This window comes from Odoribacter sp., from assembly GCF_985060555.1.
On record NZ_CFKYFN010000110.1, the window covers coordinates 1 to 23,118 of the forward strand.

Here is a 23,118-nt window from a genome sequence, read left to right on the forward strand (position 1 = left end):
GATCCACCTCTTTCCATTCCGAACAGAGAAGTTAAGCCCCTGAGTGCCGATGGTACTGCCTTATGGTGGGAGAGTAGGTTGGCGCCGAATTATGAAAGCGAGTTACGAAAGTGACTCGCTTTTTTTTATCTGATTATACTGACTAAACCAAACAGATACTGGCTGAAGAAGAAGGAGGGAAGGTAAATGCATTGGGTATGCCCCCTCATGTTAAGCCCCCTTTTAGAAACACTATCGCATGGAATTTCATTTGTCAAAAATGTCGATCCTACCGGACAATTTTTGAATGATAGTGAACGAGTCCCTTGTCAGGTGATTGCTGTGATTGAGGATCTTCCACAGAACAGTCATTTTAATTTTGAATATCTGGAATCCATGACTCCGGATGTAGCTGATTATGATGGCTTGGAGTTCTTTATTTATCTGAAATTTAGGAAAGGTGTCCACTTAGAGAAGGCAGTAGAAAAATCTAACCGGGTCAATCGAAAAGTATTAGAGGGGTATAATACCTTGAAATATACAAACAGGGAGTGAGCTGGAACCTTTAACTTCTATTCATTTGTCGACTTTAGCCGATTTTGATTTTAAAACCGGAGCCGGGATGGTTGGGATTCTATTTATGAGTTGTATCGGATTATTGATTTTATTTATTTCCGTCAGTAATTTTGTCGTCCTTTTTATGGTACAAGGGGAAAGACGTTCTAAAGAAATCCCTTTTGGGTATGAGATAAAATATATATACCGTGTCGGGGATATTGGTCTGGATTGCTTTGCTTGTTTGTATAAGTAGCTGGAAAACTATCATACGTAATCCTTTCGAAGCTTTAAAAGCTGGGGAATAATATTCAATAACTGTTGACAAATCTGGAAGGAGTGATCGAATCAGTCGTAGTTATCTGATTTTCTTCCGGAGGAGACACTGAATTTTTTCGTTCAGCTTCATAATAAGCGAAACTGAACAGGATGATCAGGATCAGGCATACATGGAGACAATCCCGTTGGCTTTGATATGATATTTTTTTCGACATCATGTTAAGAGTATATACGGTAATACTTTACCGAATGGTTTGTGTATAGATAAAATATTTGTTTGTCGGATTAGAGTTTTTTCTGAAGTATTTTATAACATCTGAAGTAAAAAATAGGTTTGTTTTGCCGAATTCCCCGTTTTTATAAATTGAAAAATATCAGAATATAATAGCTTTATTGAGCGGAATATTCTAATTTTGTTACGTGATTTATAAAAACTGCAAACTTTTTAAAAATAAAACCTATGAAATTTTTTATTGACACGGCTAATTTGGATCAAATCAGAGAAGCAAATGATCTGGGAGTGTTGGATGGAGTGACGACCAATCCATCGTTGATGGCTAAAGAGGGGATTAAAGGAGTGGAGAATTGTAAAAAACATTATGTCGATATTTGTAATATCGTCCAGGGAGATGTGAGTGCTGAAGTGATTGCTACCGATTATGAGGGAATGATAAAAGAAGGAGAAGAATTGGCCGCTTTGCATCCGAATATTGTAGTCAAAGTTCCTTGTATTGCCGAAGGGATTAAAGCTATAAAATATTTTACCGGAAAAGGTATCCGTACCAATTGTACTTTAGTATTTTCTCCGGGACAGGCTTTATTGGCTGCAAAAGCCGGAGCTACCTATGTATCTCCTTTTGTGGGCCGTCTGGACGATATTTGTAGTGATGGTATCGAGTTGGTTAGTAAGATCGTGGATATGTACAGTTATTATGGTTTCCATACTCAGGTTCTGGCTGCTTCGATCCGGAATACGCAACACATCATTCAGTGTATAGAGGCTGGTGCCGATGTCGCAACCTGTCCGTTGGCTGCTATCAAAGGATTACTGAATCATCCGTTGACAGATAGTGGACTGGCTAAATTCCTGGAAGATTACAAAAAGGTAAACGGTTGACGCTTCATGTATATCAAATTATTTGAGGATAATCCTAATACCCGGGATATCCTTAAAGTTGTAGAGGTGTTGAAAGCCGGTGGCATTATTATCTATCCGACGGATACAATTTATGCGATCGGTTGTGACATTAATAATGTCAAAGCTGTGCAGCGTGTTTGCCAGTTGAAAAATATCAAACCTGAGAAAGCCAATTTTTCGATGATTTGCCGGGATCTGTCGAATATCGCTGCTTATGCGAAAGTAAATAACGAGGTTTTTAAGGTGATGAAACGTAATCTACCCGGGCCTTTTACTTTTGTATTGCCGGCAACTAATAAATTGCCTAATGTGATGATCAATAGGCGGAAGACTATCGGTATCCGGATTCCGGATAATTATATCGTGATGTCTATTGTTGAAGAACTGGGTAATCCTTTACTGACTACTTCGGTTAAAGCTGAAGACGAGGTGGTTGAATATATGACCGATCCTGAATTGATTCATGAAAAATATGAGAAATTGGTGGATTTGGTGATCGACGGTGGTTTTGGACAGAATGTTGCCTCGACAGTTGTCGATTGTACCGATGACCGGATAGAAGTCATCCGGCAAGGAATCGGAGAATTGAAGTGAAAGCAGGAAGCAGAGGAGAAAAGAAATGAAGGCTGTTCCGGGTATATGGGACAGCTTTTTTTGGCATTCTTTTTGTCGTAGAAAAGAAACGTTTGATCAGATAGAACGTAATGGGATAGTAAAGGTTATTGAAAGGAGGTTTTTATGCTTTGGGACTGTATTTTTCGGTTATTGTTAGCTGGAGTTTTGGGAGGGGTGATCGGCTGGGATCGGGAGTATCGGGCTAAGGAGGCGGGATTGAGGACGCACTTTTTGGTTGCTTTGGGAAGTGCTTTGATTATGATTGTATCACAATATGGATTTGCCGATGTCTTGGCTAAGCCGGGTTATGGTTTGGATCCGAGTCGAGTGGCTGCTCAGGTGGTCAGTGGTATCGGTTTTATCGGAGCAGGGACTATTCTGATTCAAAAACAGTTTGTACGAGGCTTAACGACGGCTGCCGGTTTATGGGCAACTTCGGGTATCGGACTGGCTGTCGGAGGAGGTATGTATTGGATCGGAGTATTCGCCATGATCCTGACTTTAATAGGACTTGAATTTCTGACTATTATTTTTAAAAATGTAGGAGAACATAGTTCATTGCTGGTATTTGCCACTACCGATAAAGAAAATTTGAAGCGGGTGACCAATGAACTACATTTGAGAAATTATCGGATTGCCAGTTATGATATGCAACACGAGCCTCTCGAACATGCCGATTTATACCATGTAACGATGGTGATCAAGACCAAACGCTATCTGGATGAGAGTGAATTATTTCAGTTTATGCAAAGTTTGCCCGATCTGACTTTAGAACGGATAGCCTGATTATTTTCTCCAGAAAGCTTTTGTAAACAGCACCATGACGGTAAAGATCTCCAGACGTCCTACCAGCATTAAAAAAGCCAGGAATAATTTGGCAAAATCATTCAGGTGCGCATAGGAAAACATCGGACCGACACTGCCGAATCCGGGACCTACATTACTCATCGAGCTGACGACGGCACTGCAGGCGGTAATGATATCTTCCGTAAAGATGGTCATGATCAGACTCCCGATGGTAAATACAATCATGAATAAAATGGCAAAAGCCATAATCCCCGTCATTATATTGGGATGGACGCTTTTATTGTTGTATTTGACATTGATAATACCATTGGGGTGAATAATACGCTTTAACTCTACAAAAGAATTTTTAAATAGCAGATAAACCCGTACGACTTTCATTCCTCCGGCTGTAGAACCGGCTGAGGCTCCGACGAAAAGAAGTAAAAACAGAATCAAGCCTAACAAGGGGGGCCAAAGCAGATAATCGGCGGTTGCGAATCCCGTTGTCGTAATTAAAGTGACTACCTGAAAGGTGGCATCACGCATACTCTTCTCGAAATCTGCCCAGCCGATGACGTAAAGTCCTATACCGATCACAACGCTGGCTAGCACGACAAGCATGAAATAGAGTTGAAATTCATTATCCTGGATCAGTTTCTTCCAATTACCACGGATAGCTGTATGTAAAAGTCCGAAATTGGTACCTGCCATAAAAGTAAAAATGATGATGACATATTGGATATAAGCGGAATCCCAATAAGCGATACTATTTTGTTTGGTCGAGAATCCTCCGGTGGCCATCGTGGTGAATGCATGACAGATACCATCGAAGAGATTCATTCCTCCGAATAGGAGCAAAAGGGTTTGCAAAAGTGTCAGGATGGTATAGAGAATCCACATTTGCCGGGCAGAGGAAGTAAAGGTAAATGAAGTTTTATTGTGTGTAGGCCCTGGGACTTCTGCCACATAAAGATCCCGTCCCTCTATTCCGAGACTCGGTAATATGGCGATAAATAGCATAATAATCCCTAATCCTCCCAGCCATTGGGTCAGGGAACGCCAAAATAAGGTGGCATGAGGAAGTGCTTCAACATGATTCAGAATAGAAGAGCCCGTCGTGGTGAACCCCGACATGGTTTCAAAAAAGGCATCTGCAAAGGAAGGGATTGTATTCCCGATCATATAAGGTAGGCTACCGAAAAGGGAGAAGATGATCCATACCATCGTTACCATGAAATAACCATCTTTTTTGGCCAGTACCCGATCTTTGATTTTTATCAGTTTAGACAACAGGAAACCGGCACTCATGGTGATCAGGGAGGTATAAAAAAAAGCCGATGCATCGTGTTCACCATAAATTAAAGCAATCAGGACACATAACAATAAGAAGGCACTCTCGATTAGTAACAGCCTTCCCATCAGATTGGCGATAAAACGAAAGTTTATCATCTTCTGAAAAAATTTATTGGAAATATTTAATTACTTTTTTGACAGCATTTTGCAGAGCAAAGATCACTACCGTATCCCCGGCCTGTATCTGCACATCACCTTTAGCTATAATGGTTTCGTCGCCCCGGAATACTCCCCCGACAGTAGCATCGTCCGGGAAGTGAACATCTTGTAAAGAATACTTTGTGATTTTAGACCCAGGCTGAGCTTCCAGTTCGAATACTTCTGCTTCTGAAAAAGTTAAAAATTTCAGATGGCGGACATCGACATTCATGGTGTAACGGTAAATATGGGAGGCTGCAATCAGTTTGGTATTGATTAACGTACCGATTCCGATATTTTCTGCCAGGTCGATGTAATCGATATTTTCCACTTCGGCTACACTTTTCTTGACCCCCATTTTTTTAGCTAAGAGGCAAGACAATATATTGGTTTCTGAAGAACCTGTCAGACTGATAAAAGCGTCTACATTTTTAATACCTTCTTCCCTCAGTAAAGTAAGATCTCGTCCGTCCCCGTTAATCACCAGCGTAGATTTTAGTTTGTCGGCCAGTTGGATGCATTTTTCACGGTCTTTCTCGATAATCTTGACATGGTAATTTTTTTCCAGCAGAGAGGCTGTTTTTATACCTATTCTGGAAGCTCCGACAATTACTATATTTTTGATTTCAAATTGTTCTTTACCACATAAGGCGAAAACATTCGGAATAAAAGAAGGTCGGGTGACGATAAAAACCAGATCTCCATATTTCAATTCGTCGTTTCCCCGGGGGATGATGGTATGGTTGTGGCGTTTGATGGCAACGATCCGGAACTGATCGGCTCCATAGATTTCTGCCATTTTGATCAAGGTATGATTGAGGATAAGCGCATTATCCCAAAGTTTTATCCCTAGCAATTGCAGACGTCCGTCCGAAAACTCATGCATCTGCCTGGAACCGATTTGTTTTAGCGAAGCAACGATTTCTTCGGCTGCCAACCGTTCCGGATAGATCAGTGAATCGATACCGATAGAACGCAGGTATTCTGCATTTTCGATTTCCAGATATTCACTGTTATTGACCCGGGCGATCGTTCGTTTAGCTCCTAGTTTTTTGGCCAATATAGCAGAATTGATATTCTGATCTTCCTGAGGATTTACAGCAATATATAAATCACATTTTCCGACTTCTGCATCTTTCAGAGCACCGATTGAAGTACACGAACCGACGATAGAGAGGATATCGATCTGGCTTTCCAGATCTTCCAGTTTATCCTGATTTGTATCGATCAGCATAATGTTGTGTTCTTGCCGGCTAAGCATCTTAGCCAAATGTGTACCGACAGCTCCAGCTCCGGCGATAACGATGTTCATTGTTTGTGAAATATTTTGATTTCATTTTATTGGATTGCAAATTTACTGAAAATAATAGATTAAGCCAGTGTTTATACTAAAACTTTATCGGAGGGAATACCGGAAGCTTCCGGTTTCTGCCGTGTTGATGAGGGTGAGATGATGCTGACGGCAAAATTTGTCCCATAAACGAATGTTAAATGCTGTATTGGAACCGTCAAGGACTATTTGTGCCGGATATCGGTGTTCTTCAGGAGAAAATATTTTTTCCGGACTGAGATTATGGGTTACGATTAGTATCTGACCTTTCGTTAGGGGAAGATTTGAGGCGGATGCGATTGTCAGTGTGTCTTTTAAAGAACAGAGCTGTCCGGAATGATAGCTGAGTCCGTTACCCAGAAAGCCTTGATGGTCGGGTAATGACCGGAGATTGTTCTGAGCGATATAGGGTTGCGTTTGCGGGAGGCTGTCGGAAGACCGGAGTAAATAAGTATAATATCCCTTATAATTCAGTATGATAGCACTTTTTTGAGGAAGTTGAAATACGATGATTTCCTGGCGATTGGCAAGATAAAAATGGGAGGATATATGCCAGCATAAGAGAATAAAGAGAGTGAGCATGGAATATCTTCTCCATTTTTTCCCGGGTTTGGTGAAATAGAGATATAGAAAAATCAAACTGATATAGGACAATAAAACGGTGGGAACAGAGGGATACAAGTGATGCAGGTTGAAACTGTAAGGAGCGAAGATATGCAGAAATCCCATGATTATTTTTTCTGTCACTTCCGGAATCCAGGCCAGGTACTGACTGAGTAGAAAGGGGAGTATCAGACAAAGCATGGCGGCATAGAGCAGAAAAGTAGCTAATGGAACCGCGACCAGGTTGGCTAAGAAGCCGTTCAAATTGATCGTATGGAAATAATAGGCGCTGATGGGAAGAGTCGGCAATTGAGCTGCAATTGTAATACAGCAACAGGCATATATTTTAGCCGGAAAAAGGGGGAGCTTTCCGGCAAATCGATATAAAAAAGGATAAATAGTCAGTATACCGGTATAAGCGCTGTACGATAACAGGAAACTGAGTGAATACAAATTCGAGGGATGAAACGATAAGGTTAGAAAAGCTGCTGCTGCAACAGAGTTCAGAGGGGTATAGGATCGGTTGAAATATTGACCGATATGAATAAAAGAAAGGATCGTTGCAGCCCTGACAACGGATGGGGATAAACCGGTGAGACAAACGTAACACCAAAGAATCGGGAGTACCACAAAAGTAATTTTACGGGAAGGGAAACCGATACTTTTGAAAATAAACAGTATAAATAAGTAAATAGCACCGGTATGCAGACCGGAGACCGATAAAAGATGGACTGTTCCCGTCGAGATAAACAGATTTTGTACCTCGCTGTCGAGGTCGTTTTTATATCCCAGACAGAGAGCGTTTACGAGTTGGCAACAGGTTGAGTCTGAAAATAACCGTTGGGTCTTACTTAGCCATTTCTTGCGAAGGTGATCGAAAACGGTGTATAAATCGTCCGAATGACCGTTTTGCCGGATGGGACTAACCGGTAGTAGATGAAAAAAAACGTTTTTTTGTTTTAAATAGCGGGCATAACTGAATTCACCGGGATTGGCATTCTGTCGGAAAGGGAGTATACGGGCATTGAAATGCAGGGAGTCGCCAGGCATATAAATGGTATCGGTATAAAAATGACTGAGATAGTAGTTTTGATTGCTCACGGATAAGATCAGATTATGGTGTGGGAGTATTTCATTACACCGGCCATCGATGCGATAGATTTTGTCGGGAAAAGGAGTAAAAAGAGGCGGAGCAGAAATAACGAATCCGTAATTTAGGACCGTTACAATTAAAAATAGTTCTTTCCAGCCGGGAGACAATTGAAAAATGAAACTTAGTAAAACAAGAAACAGGCCGATGAAGAAACAATAAATAGCCGCTATCAACGGCATATCGATAAGAATACCTCCGATAAGAGCCGCTAACAGATAGATAAAAGGATACTTATAATTGAAAGTTACACCTGCATAAAATAATTGAAAATTTTTCTTGTATAAATTACGGAAAAATTTTCAATTATCCAATATTTTGAGCGGTTTATTTGGGAAGAATTACCCGATAAGCAGGTTTGAATTTTCCGGTACTGATATTATTCAGCTTATTTTTCAGAATTCTCTTTTTTAAAGCAGACAGATGATCTGTAAACAGAATACCTTCCAGGTGATCATATTCGTGTTGGATGATCCAGGCTTTAATACCGCAAAACTCCTCTTCGTGTTCTTGTCCTTGCTCGTCCATATAGCTGATTCGTATACAGTCGGGTCGTTTGACGTCTTCGTGGATGCCGGGGATACTGATACATCCTTCGTTGCGGCTGATTTCATCTCCCCAACGTTCGAGGATATGCGCATTGATAAAGGCTTTTCTGAAACCTTTACAATCAGGATCCATTTCTTCGAAAGCATTTGCATCGACAACGAATATACGGATATTTCGTCCGACTTGCGGAGCTGCCAGGCCGACTCCGTCTGCTTCGTCCATCGTTTGAAAAAGATCCCGGATGAATTTATCCAGTTCGGGGTATTCGGGGGTGATATCTTCTGAAATTTTACGTAAGATCGGGTGTCCGTAGACTACTATAGGTAAAAACATATATGTAAAGCTTTTAAATTTTTAAATTCCGTTGTTGTTCCATGTAAGAAGTCAGGATAATGGTTGCACTCATCGTGTCGATTAAAGCTTTATCCTGACGTGTCTTTTTTTTGGCACCTCCTTCTAAGAGGGCTTTATGAGCCAGAACAGAAGTAAAGCGTTCGTCATACATGACTATGGGGATATGCGGGAATCTGCGTTTCAAACCACTCAGGAAAGGCTTGATATAGGTCATACTTTCCGAGTCGCTGTTATCCATCTGTTTGGGGTGACCGACAACAAAAAGATCTACTTTTTCATGGGATAAATATGCTTCCAGAAATCGGAATATCTCTTGAGATAAAACGGTTTGCAAGCCTGTTGCTATAATTCCGCAAGGATCGCTCACTGCTAAACCGACTCTTTTTTTCCCGTAATCGATGGCCAGTATTCTTCCCACGTTCCTATTTATTTACGATAACAAAGATATCTTCGTTTTTATTTTTCATAAGGTATTGTTCTCTGGCAAATTTCTCGAGATTATCTTTATTACTCAATAATTCCTTCATTTTCCGGTTATCTTCTTCTATCTTATTCTGGTAGTAAGCTTTTTCTTTTTTCAAAGTGGCGATTTTTCCTCGCAATTGCATTTTACCTACCAGGCTGTTCCGGTCAAAAAAAGCAAGCCACACCAAAAAAATAAGCAGGGTAATGGTATATTTGTTCATTAATCTGCTCACCCAAACGCTGTTACTCGTGTTTTTATCCTTTTCTTGCATAGTTTTGCAAAGATAAGAAAAAACGATCAAAGTTCCGATTTTGCGCCGCATAATTATAAAAATCCACGGAATAATTATACCTGTTGTTGATTATCAAACGTTTGCAGTTGCTGAAAATCGTCATTTTGCTATTTTTCGAACAGCTTATTTTCCTAAATTTGTAGAGGAGGATGTGCTCCTGAAAGTAAAGAATATGAATCTGTCGTCTGGTTTTAGTTAAGAAATAAAATGAGAACGATGAAATTAGAAACAATTTAAAAGGAAATATATGGAAGAAAAGAAATTAGCTGTGATTGCTTTGGGGGGAAATGCCATACTGAGAGGCAATCAGAAAGGTACTGTCGAAGAACAGAACCAAAATATCCGGGAGACTTTGGAGAATCTGATTTATCTGGTTCGTGAAGGGTATAATCTGATTATTACTCACGGAAACGGTCCTCAGGTAGGAAATATCCTGATGAGTGACGATGCCGGAGTAAAAATGTATGGGTTACCTCCCATGACATTGGATATGTGTGTGGCTTATTCACAAGGTGAGATCGGCTATATGATCGAGAGAAATTTGCGGAATATACTCCGGGAACACGGACTTACCCGGCATGTTGTTTCTATGATTTCTCAGGTTGTTGTCGACGAGCACGATCCGGCATTACAGAATCCGACTAAACGGGTTGGTAGAATTTATACCCGCGAAGAAGCAGATAAATTGGCTGCAGAACATGGATGGATTTTTAAAGAAGAGATTAAAGTAGAAGGAGGGTGGAGAAGAGTAGTACCGTCTCCTGCCCCTATCGATTTTAAAAATGCTGCTTTGGTGGAACGGATGGCTCGTTCGGGAAGTATTGTGATCACCGGTGGAGGTGGCGGTATCCCTGTATATGTGGATGGGGAAGGAATGTTGCAGCCGCTCGAAGGAGTGATCGATAAGGATTTGGCTTCGGCAATGATCGGAGCAAGGGTGAAAGCCGATGAGTTGTATATTCTGACCGATGTCCCTTATATTTATAAAGATTTCCGTAAACCGACCCAAGAGGTTTTGGAGTTCCTCGATTATGCCGATGCGATGAAATATCTGGAAGCCGGGACTTTCGGAGAAGGAAGTATGGCACCGAAGATCCGGGCTTGTCTTTCTTTTGTCGAGAAAGGTGGACAGAAAGCGGTAATCACCGAAGCTACCAAGCTGGAAGACCGTCGTTACGGTTCTAAAATTACCATGCATTACGATTAAGAATAGGTGTACGAAATTAGTGTTAGAATTAGTTTATTTTTTATACTTTTGTCCATTACCAGGATTTTGGAATCTGAAATTTACAATTTAAAATAAAGAAGATTATGGCTTTTAATTTAAGAAACAGGAATTTTCTGAAGTTGTTGGACTTCACCCCCGCAGAGATTAAATACATGTTGGATCTGGCTGCCGATCTGAAAAGAGCAAAATATGCCGGAACTGAACAGCCCCGTTTGAAAGGTAAAAATATCGCTTTAATATTTGAAAAGACTTCAACCCGTACCCGTTGTGCTTTTGAAGTGGCTGCCTATGATCAGGGTGCTCATGCCACCTATCTGGGACCTACCGGATCGCAGATAGGTGTGAAAGAATCGATGAAAGATACGGCCCGTGTACTCGGGAGAATGTACGATGGTATCGAATATCGTGGATTTGCTCAGGATGTTGTTGAAGAATTGGCTAAATATGCCGGTGTACCTGTTTGGAACGGTTTGACCAATGAATTCCATCCGACTCAGATCCTGGCTGACTTCCTGACTATGTCGGAACATACCGATAAACCCCTGAACAAAGTAACTTTTGCTTATTTGGGAGATGCTCGTTTCAATATGGGTAATTCTTTGATGGTCGGTGGTGCTAAAATGGGTATGGATGTTCGGATTGTTGCACCTAAAGCTTTACAACCGGCTGCCGAATTGATCGCTACTTGCCAGGAGATTGCAAAGGAAACGGGTGCAACGGTGACTGTAACCGATGATGTAGAAGCCGGAGTGAAAGGATGTGATTTCTTATATACCGATGTATGGGTATCTATGGGAGAACCTGCCGAAGTATGGGCAGAACGGATTAAATTGTTGATGCCTTATCAGGTGAATGCAAAAGTGATGGAAATGACAGGAAATAAGAATTGTAAATTTATGCACTGTCTGCCCGCTTACCATAATCTGGAAACTCAGGTAGGTCGTGATGTACATAAACAATTCGGCCTGAACGGTATCGAAGTGACGGAAGATGTATTCGAATCTCCGAATTCTATCGTATTCGATGAAGCTGAAAACCGTATGCATACGATTAAAGCTGTGATGGTTGCCACTCTGGGTGACTAAAATGAGTTCTCGGCAAAAGAAATGTGTCAGGTTTTCCCTGGCACGTTTTTTTGTTTTCAGTAACCGAAGGTTAACTTATCTTATTGGTCCTGCTATTTCTTTTTGGAATTTATAGATAGCAAAAGTATTGACAGGAATGGTTTGCTGCAGCGTTTTGCCGGAAAATTGAATCGGAAATTCGTCCGGTTGGATCAAATTGGGCTGCTCCAGGGTGTTTTCTAGTCTCGGTTCATTGGACCGGAGTTGGATGCAAGTTCCGTTTGTCAGTCTTTCCTGGGGGGTCAATCCGTCGAAATTGAATGCCAGCTTCTGAGGTTGCCCGGAAGTATTGACTACCTTCACAATAATTTCCCGGGTATCGTTATCCCAAACCGCGCTGGCAAAGAGGCCGTACTGATCGTCATTGCCGGCAACAGGCTTTTGATTCATCGTTAGGGGGAGTACCTGATTACCTTTATTTCTCGAAAATAGTTGTTGTACATAATAACTACTAGTGCGTACGGCATGTAGATTGTCGAACCAAATCATATCCGGTCGCCATTGCCATCCCTCTGTACGGGCAAAGAGAGGTGGTGCATAAGTGGCCATGTGGATTACGTCGGCGTTCCGTTCCATTCCCGTCATAAAGGCTGTTTCCAAAAGTGCTGCATTGAAATGATTCCATTTTTTCCCCTGACCATGACAAGCATACTCTCCTGCTAAAACTTTAGGACCTTTACGGTCATATCGATCATACCGGTTACCTTGGGATAAAAACCAGCTTTCCGGTCTGTAAAAATATTCGTTGACCAGGTCTACTTGTAGGCGTTTTATTTCCGGCCATAGATAGTCGAATTGATCTCCTTCGGAATTCGGACCCGAACTGCCGATAATCTGAATTTCCGGATAGGTATTCCGGATGGTCCATTTCTGCCCGTATTTTGCCCCAGGTTGTACTCGGAGTCGGAGTACCGTTAGCGAACTCGATCAAATCCAAAGCATTCTGAATATAAGGAGCGAGATCGTCGGGAGCTATGTGAGCAGAAGCATCGTTATTCTGGAACTGGCAAGCCGGGCCATAGCTTAAAACCGGAAGTGGTGTCGCTCCGATTTCTTCGGCTAATTGGAAAAACTCAAAAAATCCCCAACCGTAACTTTGGTAATTTACAGCTTCTTTCCCGTCAGGTATACGTGTCCAGACGCTGAAGCGGTATTGTTCTCCTTTTTTTACACCGATACCGAAATAACCTTCATTTTCCAGGCTTGTCCATTTATGGGGATAACCGGAGGGAGAGAGGCGAACATAATGAGGGTTGTATTCGAACGGACCGTCATTCTTTACTTCTAGCTTTCCGAATGTTTGCCAGCCCATCAAAGATTAAGGGAATTCGAAAGAGCGGTTTTTGATTAATTCTGCATACAATCCTCCGTCTGCACCATAATTGATGTCTTCAAAAAAGAGACCGTACATGGTAAGCTGAATGGGAGCTCCCGGTTTGTTGGTCGAAATGTTCATTTCGTGGATTTGACTTTGTACCAATAGGTGGGCGGACAAAAATAAGCCTGTAAATAATCTGTTGAGTTTTATCATTGTTTGGCAAATTTTGAATTTTATGTAATAATACATTCAAAAATTTATTTTTTAGGTAGAAAAATACTTGTAAAAGGTCAGTGTATAGCTAAACATTATAAAAACGTAATTTCAACACTTATGTTTGTTGTGCTGAGGGAGAAGGGATAATCAGCATAATTTTAAATCGATGAATTGGGGGAAATGTATAATTTTAGGTATATTGCAGACATAAATGTAAGGCAATAACCTTTGAAATTGACTTGAGCAAAAGCAAGTTGATAGGGGGTGGATAATTTTTTAGAAAGATGAGGAACGTTTGTATTTTTTTGCTTATGGTATGCAGTCTATACGCTTGCGAAGAGGGATGCGGAAATAAGGAAGTGAATGCAGATCTGACGATATCTTTTCCCCCTTCTGTTAACACACCTATCCTGGAATATATCGATACTGTAAAATACTTGAAATTGGAAGATAAAGACGAAGCTTTACTGGCTTATGTAAATAAAATGGTTTGCAGGGAAGATAAGATCTATCTGGGGGATTTTTCCAATCACAAAATAGTTGTCTATGATACAATAGGAAGGTTTCAGTATGTGATCGACCGGCAGGGGCGTGGCAGTGGAGAGTATCTTCAGATCAAAAGTTTTGCCGTCGACGACTCCTGTCTTTATGTGTTAGATACTTTTCTGCCCGGTCTTCATGTTTTTGACAACCGGACGGGGGCCTATGTTGCCAAGAAAAGAATGGCTTTTATTGCTTGGGATTTCGAGACTTTGAGCCGGGGACGGATGATTTTTACTTTTTGTTTTTTCAAAGATGGGCATTTACCCCCCTCTCAACCTTCTTATCGTCTTTTGATTACGGACAACGATCTGAATATTATTCAACGCCTGTTGCCTTTTGAGGAAGAAGGCGATCCTATAGGAAAAGAGGTCTATTTTACTTCAAACGACCGGGAGGTGGTTTTTAATTGGTGTATGAACGATTCGTTCGTTACACTGGATAAAGCAAATCCGGATAGTCTGAGAAGAATCCGGATCGATTTCGGTGTGAATCAGATTCCGGAATCTTACCGCGGGGACTATGACTTGATAATCGGAGGTTCTTGTAACTATATATACGAAACTCCGGTTGTTGACGGAGACTATATCGCAATGGAAGTAAGGAAAAAAGATTTGGACGAATGTTATCTTTTTCATGTACCGTCCGGGCAGTTGCTTGCAAATCCTTCCGAAGTTTCCTCTCCTTATATGGCTTTTCCGGATTGCTGTGATACTCAGGGACATTTTATCGAAGCGATCGTCAATAAAGAGTTTTACGACGAGCACGTCGAATCCGGTTTTCCCCGGGCTGATGCAGAGTTCGAAAAACATTTGGAGGATGGGATGGCTTTGTTAATTTATAAAATGAAAAAGTAACTCGGGGTGCTAGAAATACTCCGCGGTTAAGCTTAAAAATATTAAACTGTCATCGAGACTTTAGGGTAATCCTTTATAACCATAGTGTCCATGCGTTTACAGATTTTGCGGGTAGGTATACCGTTTGTTTGTCTCCGGTACGAGGATATATTTTCGACATCATTTTATTTGTTTTTTAATAGTGTTTCTTTTCAGATAGACGATGGATTGTAAGGCCAATAAAATTACAAAAAGATATTCAGCCGTTAAGTATAGCGTTAGTGTGGTATTTGTACTGTTATTTAATCCATACAGATAAATTAGGTATATGCCTGTTGCGGTGGCCTGAAATATAAAAGTGGTCTTTGTTTTTCCGGTACCACCGACTGCATTGAGGTAAACATAACCGGGTAAAGCAAATGAATAATTCAGCAATGTGACAACCAAAGGTGCAACAGCCGATTGTATCAATGATTCATCGGTTGTATAGATTCCGATAATCGATCGGTGGCAGATCAGGACAATGCCAATCAAGGGGATACCGATGGAATACCCCAATTTTAGAATTTTTCGGCAGATAGGGAAGAGATTTGCTTTTTCTCCTGCTCCTATGGAATTACTGACTAATGCTCCGGTGGTGACAGCGAAGGAATTAACGATGACAAAAAATAGAGCGGAGACACTTCTGGTGATATTAGAAACAGCTAATTCGGTTTTACCTAAATGTTCGATACCTACAAAAAACAGGAACCAGGGGGCTACACTGATAAAAGCATGAGACATGCTCCATACCGATAATTTGAGTACTGCGATGAGTAATTGTCCATCATAGACTGTCCGTAAACCATATTTTATTTTGTCTGTTTTTATCCACATATAGATGCATAAGGTAATGAAAGACCCTCCTTCTGCCAGTGAAGAGGCGATAGCCGCTCCGGATATGCCTAAATGCTGCATGAATATCAGGAAGTAGTTGAGAGGAATATTGATTCCTATTGCAACGATAGCTGCTCCTGATAGAGCCCGGGTATACGTTATGCCGACAAGGAAGGAACGTATAGCTAAAAAAGGAAATGAAAACAATAATCCCAGGCTACGCCAATCCAGATATCGGATAATTGCCTGGTAAATTTCGGGAGAATTGATCGATCTTTTGAAAATGACTGGCGAAACGATATGTACCGTTAGGTAAAGAAAGAGGGCTAGCCCCATTAGAAAAAATAACCCTTGAAAAAATATTTTGCCTGTTTCTTGGTAATCTTGTTCTCCGTTTTTTCGGGCAATCATCACTTGCAATCCGATACTGAATCCGAACCCAAGCATATAAACGGCCAGATAATAAATTCCGGCAATGGCAGAAGCTCCTAATTCTATTTCTCCGACATGGCCTAAAAAGACTGCATCTGTAATATTGATCAGCTGTTCCATTAAAATGCTCATCATCACCGGAAAGTTGATGAGCCAGATTTGTTTATAGGTATAATTCATCGCTCAACTGTAAATAGTGCGGTCTGACTTGCTGTACACAAGCAGTTGCCTCAGTTCGTAAATTCATAAATAAAAGGATATAAAACTCAGGACAAATTTTTGGAAATATTTGTCTGATAGCTGAATAGCTTTATCATGTGGAGCTATTCGTCGAGCGTAGCTATATACAGAGTTTCATTGGAAGTGAATACTTTTTGTTAAGCGATTGCAGGACAAAAGTATAGAAAATAATTCTGTTTCGATGATCGTGTTTCCAACTTTTTTAGAATCAAGATTGTTTTATTAAAAATGAATAGATTTGCAAAGATGGAAAAACAAGGAAAATACACACTTTTTGAGATAGTGTTTCCAAAAGTGTGTAAATCCCAGTTTTATTATTTTTGCAATGGAAACTTCAAAAATGACAAATTATGGAATTTACACATGAACAAATCTCGGAAATAATTTCGGAAATCACAAATGGCGAATCTGGTCTTCAAGGTCTGGTGAAACAAGGTTTGGAAAGTCTGATGCTTTCCGAGCGTCGTGTTCACAATGAAAGCGCATCTGATGTAAGTAATGGCTTTCGCGATCGTCGTGTATGTCACGGAGGCAAAGTCTTTGAACTTCGCGTTCCGCGCAGCCGTAACAGCAACTTTTATCCCATGCTTCTTGGTGTGCTTAAAGATCAGGAAGAAGAAGCTCAGAAACTGGTAAGTAGCCTTTATTGCAGCGGTCTAACCACCGAACAGGTCGGTAAGATTTATGAACAGTTTTACGGTAAACATTACAGTAAAAGCCAGGTAAGCCGGCTTCTGAACACGGCGCGTGAAGATGTAAACGCGTGGCTCAGTCGTAAGCTGGAACATCGTTATCCGATTCTTTACATCGATGCCACTTATGTCCTCACGCGCCGCGATGATTGCGTGAGCAATGAAGCCTACTACACTGTTTTAGGGGTAAAGGAAGACCGGACAAGGGAAGTTTTGACCGTGGTAAACTTCCCCACCGAAAGCGCCACGAACTGGAAAGACGTATTTGAAGATCTGAAAGAAAGAGGCGTGGCTGTTGTCGATTTGCTGGTATGTGATGGTCTAAGCGGGATTGAAAACACCCTGGCTGACACTTTTCCGAAAGCCGACCTGCAACTGTGTACCGTTCACCTGAAAAGGAACATCGCGGGTAAAGTCAAGCCAAGGGACAAGAAACAGGTCATGGAAGAACTTAAACAGATCTGCTCTCCGGACCAATGGGACATTACACCAGAAAAGGCATTTGAGAAGTTTAAAGAGTTCATTCAAAGATGGCAGAAGAGTTACCCGCCTCTGAAAAGATACCTGCATGAAAGGTACAGGTTCTACTTCACCTATTTTAAATATGAAAGAGAAATAAGAAGTATGATTTACACGACAAACTGGATCGAAAGGCTGAACAAGGATTATAAAAGGGTGATTAACATGAGAGGTGCCATGCCGAACCCAAAGGCCGTCATTCTACTAATGGGAACCGTCGCTCAGAATGCAGATATTTATAAATACCCCATTTATAATTTTTTAGAATCAACATTATTTTATTAAAAATCGATAGATTTGCAAAGATGAAAAAAGAAGGGCAATACACACTTTTGGAAACACTATCCTTTTTGAAACACTATCTGCACTATCTGGGAACTACCGGATTCGGGTACTTTCGCTTGGGTGAGTGGAAAAAGAAAAAGTCCCAAAGTATTAAACCTCAGGACTTTTCTTGTTTTTCCTCTTTATCAAGCGGTGCGGACGGGACTCGAACCCGCGACCCCAGGCGTGACAGGCCTGTATTCTAACCAGCTGAACTACCGCACCAAAATTATTTTCATCATTTCAAAAAAGCGGTGCGGACGGGACTCGAACCCGCGACCCCAGGCGTGACAGGCCTGTATTCTAACCAGCTGAACTACCGCACCTTTTTTCATTTATGCATCAAACAACCACTGTTGTTCTCAATTGCGAGTGCAAATGTAGGACGTTTTTTTGAATCTGCAAATATTTTATCAAAAAAAGAGAAGAAATTTTGTAGAAATTATTTTGTAGCTGTAATAAGAAATTCAGAATGAGAAGGTTGAAGAGAACAATGAGAGATGGAAAATAAATCTTGGGAAAAAATGTGCTTTTTTGACTTTTTCATTAACTTTGGCCTTAGTTAAAACAAATAATAAACTGGATTTGTTTTCAGGTTAGTCCGGTGACAGACTAATGTGTAAATATTTAAAATTATTAAATCTAAATCATTAATAATGAACGTACCAGCAGAATTAAAGTACACCAAAGAACACGAATGGATTCGTGTAGAAGGTGAGGAAGCAGTTGTAGGAATCACAGATTATGCTCAAAGTCAATTGGGCGATATCGTTTTCGTTGAATGTGAAACAGTCGGAGATGCATTGGAAGCAGGTGAAACTTTCGGTACCGTTGAGGCTGTGAAAACTGTTTCTGATCTTTATTTACCGGTGGCAGGGGAAGTGCTCGAATTTAATGAAGAGCTCGAAGGTGAACCTGAATTAGTGAATAAGGATCCGTATGGAAAAGGATGGATTGTAAAAATTAAAATCAGTGATGAGACTGAACTGGATGGGCTGTTGAATGCTGATGCATACAAAGCGATAATTTAAGTCCTTGGAATGAGATAATTAAGGCTGTATTACGTGTAAGTAATACAGCTTTTTTATGTATATTAGGCGGACTAACTGATTTTTTATAATTTTGAATTTCTATTGAAATGAAATCTAAAATTTAAAGATATGACTTTGATAAAATCAATTTCGGGTATCCGGGGAACTGTCGGTGGTTGTCCCGGAGATAATCTTACCCCGCTGGATATCGTGAAGTTTGTTTCTGCCTATGCAACCTGGCTGAAGACAGGTGCCGGGAAAAAAAAGGCTAAAATAGTTCTGGGTAGGGATGCCCGGGTGTCGGGCGATATGTATGCCAAATTGGTGGCTGCAACATTGACGGGTTTGGGACACGATGTGGTCAATATCGGTTTAGCCACGACGCCGACAACAGAGATTGCTGTGACTGCTGAGAAAGCGGATGGAGGTATCATTCTGACAGCCAGTCATAATCCAAAGCAATGGAATGCGCTGAAATTATTGAATAGCCGGGGAGAATTTTTATCGGCAGCCGATGGGGAACAAGTCTTGAAATTGGCGGCAAAAGAAGAGTTCGAGTATGCTGAGGTGGATGAGTTGGGTACTGTTGTAGAAAAGGATTATACCCCATATCATATCAATCAGGTGCTGGCGTTAAAATTAGTGAATCGGGATGCGATAGCTCAGGCTGATCTTAAAATTGTCGTGGATGCGGTAAATTCGGTAGGAGGTGTTGTCATTCCGGCTTTATTGCGGGCCTTGGGGGTAAAAGAGATCATTGAATTGAACTGTGAGCCTACCGGACATTTTGCTCATAATCCGGAACCGATTCCTGAAAACCTGACTCAGATTGCTGCTAAAATGAAAGAATCCCGTGCAGACCTGGGAATCGTGGTCGATCCGGATGTCGATCGGCTGGCTTTGATCTCCGAGAACGGTGAAATGTTCGGTGAAGAGTATACCTTAGTGGCAGTAGCTGATTACGTATTGAAACACACCCCAGGGAATACCGTGTCTAATTTATCTTCCTCCAGGGCTTTGAAAGATGTGACAGAAGCTTACGGACAACAATATCATGCTGCGGCAGTGGGAGAAGTGAATGTGGTTGCCGAGATGAAACGAACGCATTCGGTGATCGGTGGAGAAGGGAATGGTGGTGTGATCTACCCGGAAAGTCATTACGGGCGGGATGCTTTGGTCGGAGTTGGATTATTCTTGTCCCATTACGTTGCCCAGAGTAAGAAGATGACCGAATTGAAAAGTACCTATCCGCCATATTTTATCTCGAAGAATAAGATGACCCTTTCCCCCGATATGGATGTAGATAAAATTCTGGAAGGGCTGAAAGAGAGATATGCCACAGAAAAAGTGACAGATATCGACGGGGTAAAAATCGATTTTGCACAAGGATGGGTGCATTTACGGAAATCGAATACTGAACCGATCATCCGTATTTACTCGGAAGCTAAAGACGAGGCTGCTGCCAATCAACTGGCTGAGGAAGTGATTGCTGCAGCTAAAAGTACGCTTTAGAACGTGAGAAATTGAACTGTAAGCTGTGACCGTAAGGCTTATTTATCGTTTCCCGGTTTTATCCGGGAAACGATAGGCTGTATATTATTCGACATATAATACCAAGCCTTTCAGGTATTCGCCTTCCGGGTGGTATATGCTTACCGGATGATCTGCCGGTTGGGTTAACTGGTGGAGGATACGTACTTTCCTTCCTGTGTTGGCTGCTGCTGTGAATACGGTCTGACGGAACAGTTCCTTAGTCATGACTTGTGAGCAGGAGAAGGTGAAAATGATCCCACCGGGTTTGACGACTTCAATGCCTTTCCGGTTCAGTTTTTTATATCCCTGGATGGCATTGTTGAGTACATTCTGATGTTTCGCGAATGCCGGAGGGTCTAGAATGATCAAGTCGTATTTATTGTGAGATTGTTCCAGAAATCTGAAAGCTTCTTCTGCAAATGCTTCATGCCGCCTGTCTCCGGGAAAATTGAGTGCTACGTTTTGTTTGGCCAATTCGATCGCCCGGGTGGAGACATCTACGGAATGTACTGATCGGGCACCTCCCCGCATGGCATAAAAAGAGAAACCTCCGGTGTAACAAAACATGTTTAAGACCTGTTTATTACCGGCATATTTTTCGAGCAGATGTCGGTTTTCCCGTTGGTCGATAAAAAAACCGGTTTTCTGGCCTTCTAACCAGTCGACATTGAATTTTAACCCATTTTCCTGTGCTACAAAATGATCCGCTTTCCCATATAAATAACCGTTATGTGGATCGATCGCCGCTTTGTAGGGAAGGGTAGATTCCGATTTGTCGTAAATGGCGGTTAATCTGTCTCCTAAAGTTTCGAGTAGGGCCCGGGTGATATTTCCCCGTTCCAGGTACATACCTACGGAGTGGAATTGAACGACAGCAACACCGGCATAATAATCGACGACTAATCCGGGAAGATTGTCGCCTTCTCCATGGATCAACCGGAAAGTATCGTTGTCTGCTCTGTCGGTCAAACCGATAGCTCGGCGCATGTGATAGGCTGCTGTAATTCGTTGTAGCCAAAAAGAATAACCGATTTCTTCATCTTCAAAAGTGAGAATTCGGACTGCGATAGAACCGATCTGGTAATGCCCTGTCGCCAGATATTGATTGTCCGAACTATAGACTCTGACCAGGTCTCCTTCCTGTAATTTCCCCTCTGTTTTGGCGATTGCCCCTGAGAATATCCAAGGATGATAACGAAATACCGAACGGTCTTTTCCTGGTTTTAGTATGATTTTATTCATGAGATGAAGCATAACTGATTACTGGACTGCAAAAATAGATAAAAAACTTTGATCTGTTTCTTTAAAAGTCGATATTATAACCCTAAAACGAACGATTGCGTAATACACAAAGAATATTTGAGAGATAGTTTCTTGTTTTTGTTGGAAAAGTTCTTAAAAATTCATAAATTGCGAATATTGTCGGGGTATGTAATTTTGAGCTGAAGTGCCCCCTAAGAAGTTTAATACGATAAATACAAATAGATGAGACTTAAAGTATTGGGTTCTGCTGAAGATGCTTTGCGTGCAATGACAGAACAATTGATAGAAAAAATGAATATGCGGGGAATCTCTCCGTTCCATTTAGCATTGTCGGGTGCCGGTACGGCCCAACAAATGTTCGGGCTTTGGATTCGGGAATACCGGGAGAAGATAAAATGGGAGCAATTGAGGTTTTATTGGGTGGATGAGCGATGTGTTTCTCCTGATGATGAGGAGAGTAATTTCAAACATGCGGATGAATTGTTGTTCCGGCCTTTGGATATTCCACATGCCCATGTCCATCGTATTCATGGCGAACGGGAGCCTGAAGTAGAGGCCGAACATTATTCGGAATTGGTGAAATGGGAACTACCCGGATATGCCTCTTGTCCTCGTTTTGACGCAATCATTCTGGGAATTGGAGAGGATGGACATACTGCTTCTATTTTTCCTTCAACGCCGGAATTACTAACGGCAAAATGTTGCTATAAAGTATCCCAACATCCGGAAAGTGGACAGAAAAGAATTACAATGACAGGTAGTTTGATATTGAATGCGAAACTACTTCTTATCCCTGTATTGGGAAATGCAAAGACAAGCATTTTACAAAGAGTGATCAATGCAGAAGAAAACTCGGTCCTCCCTGCGGCTTATATTATCAATCATGCGCCGGAAGCGATGATCTTTACAGATTTGCAAGTAAGTCTGGAGTAAAAAAAGCATTTTGTATTCTGAAAGTCATATACCTCGGGTCAGGATACCGATGGGGTGGAGATATTGATATCTTCAAAACGATAGACTATCGTATGTATTTATCTGCCGGAGGTATATGTGCTGACTTTTAAAAGAATACAAAATGCTCTTTTATTTAACATTCAAGCATTTCTTTGGCTTTTTCCAGGATCGTAGTATCGTCTAATTTTACTATGCCCCCATTCGGACCTTGCTCGATATGTAAACCGACAGCCTTGCCCTCATCATAATGGTCTCCACCGAAATAATTACGTACTGTTTCTACGTCGAGTCCCAGTTCGTCCGCAATTTTTTGCATACTCCCTGAGGGCAACATGTCTTTGATTTGTCTCAACTCATTGAAGGTAATCATTGTAGTCATATCTCAAAAGTTTTATGGTTTATCAG

At 41.3% G+C, this 23,118-nt stretch carries 20 protein-coding genes, 2 tRNA genes, 1 rRNA gene and 1 pseudogene; 11 read left to right on the plus strand and 13 right to left on the minus strand.

Annotation, left to right across the window (positions count from 1 at the left end; all coding sequences use genetic code 11):
- A 5S ribosomal RNA gene (gene rrf, locus AC5RDS_RS15130) occupies positions 1–90 on the plus strand; the annotation flags it as partial.
- A gap of 755 nt (positions 91–845) precedes the next feature.
- Here rrf and AC5RDS_RS15135 read toward each other — a convergent pair.
- Positions 846–1,031: a hypothetical protein gene (locus AC5RDS_RS15135; protein ID WP_140398586.1), complete on the minus strand. Its 186-nt coding sequence runs from the start codon at positions 1,029–1,031 to the stop codon at positions 846–848.
- 242 nt (positions 1,032–1,273) lie between these two features.
- Here AC5RDS_RS15135 and fsa point away from each other — a divergent pair, with 242 nt between their 5' ends.
- From fsa to AC5RDS_RS15150, 3 genes are all read left to right on the plus strand, one after another.
- Positions 1,274–1,930: a fructose-6-phosphate aldolase gene (gene fsa / locus AC5RDS_RS15140; RefSeq protein ID WP_022160998.1), complete on the plus strand. Its 657-nt coding sequence runs from the start codon at positions 1,274–1,276 to the stop codon at positions 1,928–1,930.
- A gap of 6 nt (positions 1,931–1,936) precedes the next feature.
- Positions 1,937–2,545: an L-threonylcarbamoyladenylate synthase gene (locus AC5RDS_RS15145; RefSeq protein ID WP_013612067.1), complete on the plus strand. Its 609-nt coding sequence runs from the start codon at positions 1,937–1,939 to the stop codon at positions 2,543–2,545.
- A 144-nt stretch (positions 2,546–2,689) separates the two neighbouring features.
- A complete protein-coding gene (locus tag AC5RDS_RS15150) occupies positions 2,690–3,352 on the plus strand; it encodes an MgtC/SapB family protein (RefSeq protein ID WP_013612066.1) in 663 nt (220 codons plus the stop codon).
- On the opposite strand, the gene AC5RDS_RS15155 is transcribed toward AC5RDS_RS15150, so the two are convergent.
- The 6 genes from AC5RDS_RS15155 to AC5RDS_RS15180 all read right to left on the minus strand — a co-directional run bounded on the left by AC5RDS_RS15155 (position 3,353) and on the right by AC5RDS_RS15180 (position 9,527).
- The gene (locus tag AC5RDS_RS15155) at positions 3,353–4,801 is read right to left on the minus strand and encodes a TrkH family potassium uptake protein (RefSeq protein WP_494222397.1); all 1,449 of its coding nucleotides are present in this window, start codon (positions 4,799–4,801) and stop codon (positions 3,353–3,355) included.
- A gap of 13 nt (positions 4,802–4,814) precedes the next feature.
- Complete coding sequence (gene trkA, locus AC5RDS_RS15160) at positions 4,815–6,155, minus strand: Trk system potassium transporter TrkA (RefSeq protein ID WP_118104913.1); 1,341 nt, start codon at positions 6,153–6,155, stop codon at positions 4,815–4,817.
- An 84-nt stretch (positions 6,156–6,239) separates the two neighbouring features.
- Positions 6,240–8,108, minus strand: coding sequence for a ComEC/Rec2 family competence protein (locus tag AC5RDS_RS15165; RefSeq protein ID WP_494222398.1), 1,869 nt, complete (start codon positions 8,106–8,108; stop codon positions 6,240–6,242).
- A 145-nt stretch (positions 8,109–8,253) separates the two neighbouring features.
- Positions 8,254–8,808 carry a peptide deformylase gene (gene def, locus AC5RDS_RS15170; protein WP_217774306.1) on the minus strand — a complete coding sequence of 185 codons (555 nt, stop codon included), beginning with the start codon at positions 8,806–8,808 and terminating at the stop codon, positions 8,254–8,256.
- 13 nt (positions 8,809–8,821) lie between these two features.
- A complete protein-coding gene (gene ruvX, locus AC5RDS_RS15175; protein ID WP_013612061.1) occupies positions 8,822–9,247 on the minus strand; it encodes a Holliday junction resolvase RuvX in 426 nt (141 codons plus the stop codon).
- Positions 9,248–9,251: 4 nt separating this feature from the next.
- Positions 9,252–9,527, minus strand: coding sequence for an FtsB family cell division protein (locus tag AC5RDS_RS15180; RefSeq protein WP_239454811.1), 276 nt, complete (start codon positions 9,525–9,527; stop codon positions 9,252–9,254).
- Positions 9,528–9,834: 307 nt separating this feature from the next.
- Between AC5RDS_RS15180 and AC5RDS_RS15185 the strand changes: the two genes are divergently transcribed.
- The gene (locus AC5RDS_RS15185; RefSeq protein WP_013612059.1) at positions 9,835–10,794 is read left to right on the plus strand and encodes a carbamate kinase; all 960 of its coding nucleotides are present in this window, start codon (positions 9,835–9,837) and stop codon (positions 10,792–10,794) included.
- A gap of 104 nt (positions 10,795–10,898) precedes the next feature.
- A complete protein-coding gene (locus tag AC5RDS_RS15190; RefSeq protein WP_195329066.1) occupies positions 10,899–11,900 on the plus strand; it encodes an ornithine carbamoyltransferase in 1,002 nt (333 codons plus the stop codon).
- Between the two features lie 75 nt (positions 11,901–11,975).
- On the opposite strand, the pseudogene AC5RDS_RS15195 reads toward AC5RDS_RS15190, so the two are convergent.
- Positions 11,976–13,470, minus strand: a pseudogene (locus AC5RDS_RS15195) (alpha-L-arabinofuranosidase C-terminal domain-containing protein).
- Positions 13,471–13,784: 314 nt separating this feature from the next.
- On the opposite strand from AC5RDS_RS15195, the gene AC5RDS_RS15200 reads away from it, so the two are divergent.
- The gene (locus AC5RDS_RS15200) at positions 13,785–14,870 is read left to right on the plus strand and encodes a DUF4934 domain-containing protein (protein WP_306446381.1); all 1,086 of its coding nucleotides are present in this window, start codon (positions 13,785–13,787) and stop codon (positions 14,868–14,870) included.
- Between the two features lie 159 nt (positions 14,871–15,029).
- On the opposite strand, the gene AC5RDS_RS15205 is transcribed toward AC5RDS_RS15200, so the two are convergent.
- Positions 15,030–16,337 (minus strand): MATE family efflux transporter, encoded by a 1,308-nt coding sequence (locus AC5RDS_RS15205; RefSeq protein WP_494222399.1) that lies wholly within the window; start codon positions 16,335–16,337, stop codon positions 15,030–15,032.
- 410 nt (positions 16,338–16,747) lie between these two features.
- Here AC5RDS_RS15205 and AC5RDS_RS15210 point away from each other — a divergent pair, with 410 nt between their 5' ends.
- Positions 16,748–17,893 (plus strand): IS256 family transposase, encoded by a 1,146-nt coding sequence (locus AC5RDS_RS15210; protein WP_087383359.1) that lies wholly within the window; start codon positions 16,748–16,750, stop codon positions 17,891–17,893.
- 190 nt (positions 17,894–18,083) lie between these two features.
- Here AC5RDS_RS15210 and AC5RDS_RS15215 read toward each other — a convergent pair.
- Positions 18,084–18,157 (minus strand) — tRNA-Asp (locus tag AC5RDS_RS15215).
- Between the two features lie 27 nt (positions 18,158–18,184).
- Positions 18,185–18,258: transfer RNA gene (locus AC5RDS_RS15220), tRNA-Asp, on the minus strand.
- Positions 18,259–18,588: 330 nt separating this feature from the next.
- Here AC5RDS_RS15220 and gcvH point away from each other — a divergent pair.
- A complete protein-coding gene (gene gcvH, locus AC5RDS_RS15225) occupies positions 18,589–18,963 on the plus strand; it encodes a glycine cleavage system protein GcvH (RefSeq protein WP_022159273.1) in 375 nt (124 codons plus the stop codon).
- A 129-nt stretch (positions 18,964–19,092) separates the two neighbouring features.
- Entirely contained in the window at positions 19,093–20,475 is a 1,383-nt protein-coding gene (glmM, locus tag AC5RDS_RS15230) for a phosphoglucosamine mutase (protein WP_022159274.1), read from the plus strand.
- A gap of 84 nt (positions 20,476–20,559) precedes the next feature.
- Here the strand turns inward: glmM and AC5RDS_RS15235 are convergent, their stop codons facing one another.
- Positions 20,560–21,738 carry a class I SAM-dependent rRNA methyltransferase gene (locus AC5RDS_RS15235; RefSeq protein ID WP_046405947.1) on the minus strand — a complete coding sequence of 393 codons (1,179 nt, stop codon included), beginning with the start codon at positions 21,736–21,738 and terminating at the stop codon, positions 20,560–20,562.
- A gap of 243 nt (positions 21,739–21,981) precedes the next feature.
- On the opposite strand from AC5RDS_RS15235, the gene pgl reads away from it, so the two are divergent.
- Positions 21,982–22,692 (plus strand): 6-phosphogluconolactonase, encoded by a 711-nt coding sequence (gene pgl / locus AC5RDS_RS15240; protein WP_013612052.1) that lies wholly within the window; start codon positions 21,982–21,984, stop codon positions 22,690–22,692.
- Between the two features lie 154 nt (positions 22,693–22,846).
- On the opposite strand, the gene AC5RDS_RS15245 is transcribed toward pgl, so the two are convergent.
- Positions 22,847–23,092 carry a coregulated in stationary phase A gene (locus AC5RDS_RS15245; RefSeq protein ID WP_013612051.1) on the minus strand — a complete coding sequence of 82 codons (246 nt, stop codon included), beginning with the start codon at positions 23,090–23,092 and terminating at the stop codon, positions 22,847–22,849.
- Positions 23,093–23,118: the final 26 nt, after the last annotated feature.